6 protein-coding genes and 2 pseudogenes are annotated in these 5,987 nt (G+C 32.2%); 6 read left to right on the forward strand and 2 right to left on the reverse strand.

Going from position 1 to position 5,987, the window contains the following annotated elements:
* Window positions 1–59 precede the first annotated feature (59 nt).
* The 6 genes and pseudogenes from Q0409_RS03695 to Q0409_RS03720 all read left to right on the forward strand — a co-directional run.
* Window positions 60–752: pseudogene (locus Q0409_RS03695) on the forward strand (3-hydroxyacyl-CoA dehydrogenase); the annotation flags it as partial.
* A gap of 387 nt (window positions 753–1,139) precedes the next feature.
* Window positions 1,140–1,823, forward strand: a complete 684-nt coding sequence (gene npdG / locus Q0409_RS03700) for an NADPH-dependent F420 reductase (protein ID WP_012955793.1) — start codon at window positions 1,140–1,142, stop codon at window positions 1,821–1,823.
* A 165-nt stretch (window positions 1,824–1,988) separates the two neighbouring features.
* Complete coding sequence (locus Q0409_RS03705; protein ID WP_298535216.1) at window positions 1,989–2,387, forward strand: GNAT family N-acetyltransferase; 399 nt, start codon at window positions 1,989–1,991, stop codon at window positions 2,385–2,387.
* A 150-nt stretch (window positions 2,388–2,537) separates the two neighbouring features.
* On the forward strand, window positions 2,538–2,840 hold the full coding sequence (locus Q0409_RS03710; RefSeq protein ID WP_298535205.1) for a putative quinol monooxygenase: 303 nt from the start codon (window positions 2,538–2,540) through the stop codon (window positions 2,838–2,840).
* A gap of 133 nt (window positions 2,841–2,973) precedes the next feature.
* Window positions 2,974–3,882 (forward strand): hypothetical protein, encoded by a 909-nt coding sequence (locus tag Q0409_RS03715; RefSeq protein WP_298535207.1) that lies wholly within the window; start codon window positions 2,974–2,976, stop codon window positions 3,880–3,882.
* Between the two features lie 11 nt (window positions 3,883–3,893).
* Window positions 3,894–4,403 (forward strand): nitroreductase family protein, encoded by a 510-nt coding sequence (locus tag Q0409_RS03720; protein WP_298535209.1) that lies wholly within the window; start codon window positions 3,894–3,896, stop codon window positions 4,401–4,403.
* Window positions 4,404–4,465: 62 nt separating this feature from the next.
* Here Q0409_RS03720 and thpR read toward each other — a convergent pair whose 3' ends face one another.
* Window positions 4,466–5,041, reverse strand: a complete 576-nt coding sequence (gene thpR, locus Q0409_RS03725; RefSeq protein WP_298535211.1) for an RNA 2',3'-cyclic phosphodiesterase — start codon at window positions 5,039–5,041, stop codon at window positions 4,466–4,468.
* Window positions 5,042–5,056: 15 nt separating this feature from the next.
* A pseudogene (locus Q0409_RS03730) lies at window positions 5,057–5,987 on the reverse strand (CCA tRNA nucleotidyltransferase); the annotation flags it as partial.

Here is a 5,987-nt window from a genome sequence, read left to right on the forward strand (position 1 = left end):
ATGATAATTTCTAAGTAAAAAAATGTTTTGATTTATTTAAAATAACAAGCGTTATAAATAATGACATTAAATTAGAACAAGCTCAAAAAGCATTCGACAGCTTGACACTTACAACAAGCTATGAAGAAGCAGCAGAAGATGCAGACCTTGTTATTGAAGCAATTGCAGAAGACCCTGCACAAAAAATCCCATTCTATGAGGAATTGGCAAAATACTTGCCTGAAAAGACAATTGTTGTAACCAACTCATCCACATTGCTTCCAAGTCAGTTTGCAGAACACACAGGACGCCCTGAAAAGTATCTTGCATTCCACTTTGCAAACAATATCTGGGCTCAAAACACTGCTGAAGTAATGCCACACCCTGGAACAGATCCACAATACTTCGATGCAATCGTTCAATTTGCAGAAGACATAAACATGGTTCCAATCAAAGTATTGAAAGAGCAACCAGGATACGTCCTAAACTCCTTGCTTGTACCATTCCTCTCAGCAGGACAAGCTTTATGGGCAGAAGAGGTTGCAGATCCTGAAACAATTGACTTGACCTGGAGACTTGCTACTGGTTCACCAAACGGCCCATTCCAAATTTTAGATATTGTAGGTCTTACAACTGCATATAACATTGTCATTATGGACCCTAGATCCAAAGACCCTGACACCACTCAAGGAAAAATAGCTGCAAAGCTTAAGGCAAAAATAGATGCTGGCGAAACCGGTATCAATGCAGGAAAAGGATTCTACGAATATTAATTGCCAATATTAGTAATATCTTAAACAATTTTTAAATAAATGATGAAAATCATTTATTTTCTTTACTTTTTTTACAATTTTTATTACTTTTTTTAAGAAATGTGAAATTAACCTAATTATTAAACTGTCCTAAATTTCTTAATTTAAATATCGATATTAATTTTTTTTAATTTAATAATTTTACAAAATAATAATAAAAATAATTATTATTAAAAAATGTTCATATAAATTAAATATTAACTAAACATTAACCAGGATAAATGATAAAATATTAAATAAAATAAAAAGATTTATAAACATTTTCTAATATAAATATTAACAACGATATATTGTACAATATATTATCAAAAGACTTTTTACAAAATTCAATATTTTAGGAGATAAAAAATGATCGTAAGTGTAATTGGTGGAACTGGTCCACAAGGTTTAGGAATTGCTCTCAGATTAGCAATTGAAGGCGTCGAAGTTATTGTTGGTTCTCGTAAGGAAGAAAAAGCTTTAGATGTTGTTGCAGAAGCTAAAGAAAAATACGCAGACTACGACTTAAACATCAAAGGTTTAGCTAACGAAGATGCAGCAAAAGAAGGAGACATCTTAATCCTAACTGTACCTCTCGCAGCACAAAAACCAACTGTAGAAGGAATCAAGGAATTCTGTACTGACAAAATCGTATTGGATGCAACTGTACCTTTAGAAACTGCAATTGGTGGAAAACCATTCAGATTCATTGACTTAATGGAAGGATCTGCAGCAGAAAGAACCGCATCCATCCTTGACGGAACCGGCGCAAAAGTTATCTGTGCATTCTGTAACATCAGTAACTCCCACTTATCCAACATTCCAGAAGACATCGACTGTGACTGTTTGATTGCTGGTGACGACAAAGAAGCAAAAGAAATCGCAGCAGAACTCATCAACAAAATCCCTGGTGTAAGAACCATCGATACTGGAATCTTGGAAAAATCCAGAATCATCGAAAAGATCACTCCACTCCTTATCGGATTAAACATCAAATACAAATCCCATTACGGTGGACTCAGAATCACTGGTATTCCAAAATTAGATGAATAAACTAAAAAACTTATTAAATTATTCTATTTCCATAGAATAATTTTTTCTATTTTTCTTTTTTTAAAATTCACCCCTTTTTATCATAATTTACTCTTTTTAGGAAGTGATGATATAAACTGGAAATTCAAGAGCTTTGATGAACTTACAGCAAATGAACTATACGAAATTCTCAAACTAAGGGCAGAGGTATTTGTTGTTGAGCAGAATTGCCCTTATCAGGACTTGGATGACAAGGACCAATGTGCCTATCACTTGTTTTTGGAAGAGGAAGACAGTACAACAGTCATAGCATTATTAAGGATTCTTCCTGAGAATATCGCATATGATGATATGGCAATCGGAAGAGTGATTGTCAAGAAATCCTATAGGGGACAAGGGCTCTCAAGAATCATGATGAAGAAGGCAATTGACTTCATTACAGAGGATTTAGGTAAAAAGAGAATAAAGCTATCTGGACAGGCTTATTTAACTGAATTCTATGAGGATTTAGGTTTTAAAAAGGTATCTGACCTTTATCTGGAAGATGGGATAGACCATTATGAGTTTTTATATGAAATAAAATAATTCAATTTTATTAATGAAAATAAGATTAATGAATTGGATAAGAAATGAATAAAACTTAATTAGGTTATTAATTGGCAAATGGAAGAAAATAATAAGTTTTTAATAATAGTTAGAATAAACCCTTAAATAATAATCAAAAGGAGATTAATTATGAGCTTTATTGTAGTTATGGCAGAACTTGCACCAAAAGAAGGTGCTGAAGACAAAATAATTCCTCTCGCAGAGGCATTGGTTGAAGAAACTCTTAAAGAAGAAGGAAACATTGATTACAAATTCCTAAAATCAGTTAAAGATGGCACATTCATGTTCGTTGAACAATGGGAAAGTGTAGAAGCATTAAGCAAACACATGGCTTCACCTCATTTCCAATTATTCTCAAAAGAATCTGCAGATTTAGCTGAAGGCATGGGCATTAAAGTGCTTGGTGCTGAAGAAGTAAACTTATACGAATAAACAAACTTACTATTTTTCAAGATAAGTTTTTAACTTATCTTAACTATTTTTTTTCAATGATTAATTATTGAATGCACATTTTCTTAAGATATTTAAGAAAAATTTTATTAAACTCTTTTTTAAGAATATTATTATGAATATTATAAAAAATCTACCTTTGGCGATCACTGGATTGATCTTGGCTATTTTATCATTAGGCAAGATATTCACTGATTTCAGCGGCATATTTTTTATAATCGGTTCAATACTCATATTCCTAATTCTATTAAAACTTGTTTTACACTTTGATGCATTCAACAATGAATTGAACAATTTGATTGCATTAAGCACATTCGGTACATTTTCAATGGCTTTAATGCTTTTCAGCACATACTTAAAACCACTGTTCATGCCATTATCCGAAAGCATTGCCTTTGGAATATGGATTTTAGGAATAATGATTCATCTATCAATAGCAATTGTCTTCACTAAAAAATATGTGATTGATGAATTTGACATTGAAACAGTATTTGCTACCTGGTGGATTGTTTACATTGGAATAACAATGGCTTCAATAACAGCTCCAGCATATGGCTTGGAAAAATATGGATTCATATTCTTTGGAATAGGATTTTTACTGATGATACCAACACTCATTTTAGTCTCATACAGATACCTTAAGTTTACTGCAATAGACGATCAATTTAAACCATTCATTTGCATTTACACTGCACTTTTCTCAATCCTTATTGTTGGCTACGTGAATGCATTGACTATTAATGAAAACTTCTTAAGCCTAATCTACATAGGTGCATGTATTTTTTATATTTTTGCAATTTATCATGCAATAAGACTATTGATTTTAGAAAGATTGGAATTTGTGCCAAGCTTTTCAGCATTTACATTTCCATTTGTCATAAGCACAATAGCTACTGGAGAGGCATATAAGTTCTTTGGACTCAGTCTATTGAACCATATATTTTACATTCAAGCGGTTATAGCGCTTATTTTAGTGATTTATGTTTCATACAAATACTTTAGATTCTTAATGAAAACCAATTAAAAGGTGTTAGAATGAATGCAATATTCAAAAGAAAAAGCATTAGAAAATTTTTAGATAAAGAAATAGAAGATGACAAGATTGAAAGACTTTTAAGGGCAGGAATGCAGGCACCATCTGCCATCAATTCACAGCCATGGGAATTCCTTGTAGTGAAAGATAAGGCTGGAATTGAAAAAATAGAAAACATGAGCCAATATTCAAAGCCTGCAAAGACATCTACATGCTGCATAATACCTCTTTTCAATAAGGATTATACAGAAAGGTTTGAAGATTACAAATGGGTTCAGCAGGATATGGGAGCATGTACACAAAACATTTTACTTCAAGCTGTAGAGGAAGGACTCGGTGCAGTATGGCTTGGAACATATCCTGATGAGGATAGGGTAAATTATCTAAAGGAACATTTCAATATCCCAGAAAATGTCTATCCTTACTCTGTAATCGTTTTAGGATATCCTACAGAGGATTATACAGGTACTGATAGGTTCGATAAAAATAGAATCCATTATGAAAGCTATTAGAAAAATAGAATAAATAATATAAAAATATAGACTCATTATGAAGTTTTAGAAAAATAAAATAATTAATTTAATTCAAACACTTTAACGTCCTCATAAATTGGCCCTTGAGGAGTTAAAGTACTCTTTTTTAAGCATATTTTAGAAACAGTGAACTGTCCGATTTCAATATCTTCCAATTTTTCGATTGTTTGTCTGATTTCCTTTTTGTTCTTAGGACTTTTCACTCTGCCAATGGTCAAATGAGAAATGAAGTTCCTTTCCTTCTTGAATCCTAATTTCTTGAATTCCTTATCAAGATCCTTTTGAAGATTAATAATAGGAGAGCCTTCATCCAATCCTAACCAAAGGACCTTAATTACATTTTTATTTGGGAAACAGCCACAGTTTTTAATGTTCAAATCAAAAGAAGAGTAATTTTTTATGACTTTATTGACTGCATCGCTGATATCTCCCACCATATCAAAATCAATGTTTCCAAAGAACTTCAAGGTAAAATGCATGTTCTTTGATGGAACATACTTTATATTGGTATTTGTCTTCTTAAACTCCTTTTGAACATCTAAAATCTTAGGAACCAATTTTTGATCAATTTCAATGGCTAAAAAGCTTCTTATGGTTTCAGATTTATTTGCTTTCATAAAATTCCTCTTTACTTATCTTTTAATGTATTGCCCAGGATTTAAGAAGTCATCTAAAGAGTTTAAATAATCTCTTGCTAATTCATCACCAGTCTTATTGGAAATGTCATAATCAAATTCACTATTCAAATCATTAAGGAATTCATCTATTTCAATAGGAACACATTCATCACTGCAAATAGATTCTTTTATGTTCTTTCCAATCTTGAAGATATGTATATGATTATCATCTAAGGTTTTCTCTAAAAATTCCTTAGCAGTCTTAAACTCTCTTTCCCTTGTTAAAACCATAAATTCATCCAATGGATATAAAGCATCTTGCCATTTCTTCTTGAAGTTGTCACAAGCTTTCTTAGGCCATACTTTAGGCCCTTTGTGTATGTAGTATTTTCCTTGCTTGAATACATTGAGCTCTATGGTGAAGATAACAAATCTCTCTTCATCTGTCCAGTAATCATAGTTGAAGACAGAGAATTCCTCCATTTCTATCTTTTCACAAATGGAAGTGACAGTTTTAAGTAGTTGTGGATGAAGAGCATCAGCAGACATTTCAGGAATAGGGAACTTTAGAACCAATGTTTGGGTTTGCCTATCCTTAAATGACTCTAAAATGTCTTTAGTTATTTCCTCATTGGACTTATTAGATAAATGCTCCTTTTGAAGAGGTTTGAAGAATTCAATTATCTTTTCTGAATCATTTTCATCAATGTCTAAGAAGTTTCTGGAAGCGACAATGAAATCAACATACCTTTCCATTCTTAAGGCTGCTCCAACATTTCTGTTCTTGTCTGTTGGGTCAATGAAAACAAGAGGGTCATTTTTGAAAAGGGGATTTCCTGCTGTACCAAAGTCTTCCAAATCAATTACTGTTTGCCTTTTCCAGTTTTGAGCTGCCCTTATAGTAGCATAAAATGTCCCATAGTTTAAAATAAGCAATTCATATAAG

Origin of the sequence: uncultured Methanobrevibacter sp. (assembly GCF_937898925.1) — an archaeon.
GTDB lineage: Archaea > Methanobacteriota > Methanobacteria > Methanobacteriales > Methanobacteriaceae > Methanobrevibacter.